The organism is Cellulomonas citrea, assembly GCF_009829685.1.
Taxonomy (GTDB): Bacteria; Actinomycetota; Actinomycetes; order Actinomycetales; family Cellulomonadaceae; genus Cellulomonas; species Cellulomonas citrea.
Genome location: NZ_VWSD01000385.1, coordinates 1 through 539, shown reverse-complemented (window position 1 = coordinate 539; position 539 = coordinate 1). Strand labels below are relative to the sequence as shown.

Here is a 539-nt window from a genome sequence, read left to right as displayed (position 1 = left end):
GAAGCTCCCTTTCCTCGCGCGCGCCGGAGGTGGGTGCATTGATCGAGGCGAAGCGGCCGCCGCTCTCGTGATCTAAGGTCCAGACGTCGGGCGGAGTATAGGTGGGATCGGCCAAGGGGTTCTCCTTCACTTGGTTGCAGTGGCTAGGTCACCGCTCCATTCGTCGCAAGGTGGGGAACCGTGACACACGTCCCACTGTTCTTCACTTCGCCATGACGAAGCTCATCTATGTCGACGACGACCTGCCAGGTATCTCGCGCAAGCGTGCGGGGAAGGGATGGGCCTATTACGATCCGCAGGGGAAGCTGATCCGCGACCGGCAGGAGAAGCTCCGCCTCAATGCGATCGCGCTGCCGCCGGCCTATGTCGATGCCTGGTTCTGTCCCGCACCCAATGGCCACATCCTTGCCACAGGGATCGATGCCAAGGGGCGCAAACAGTATCGCTACCACCCCGATTTCCGCGCACAGCGCGAAGGCGAGAAGTTCGACAGCTGCATCGCTTTCGGCAAGCTGCTGCCGCTGGTCCGCAAGCGGGTC

At 62.5% G+C, this 539-nt stretch carries 1 protein-coding gene; it reads left to right on the top strand.

The genetic code is table 11. From position 1 onward, the window contains the following. Positions 1–212: 212 nt before the first annotated feature. On the top strand, positions 213–539 hold a 327-nt coding region (locus tag F2B26_RS16875), incomplete at its 3' end, for a DNA topoisomerase IB-related protein (RefSeq protein ID WP_201292830.1).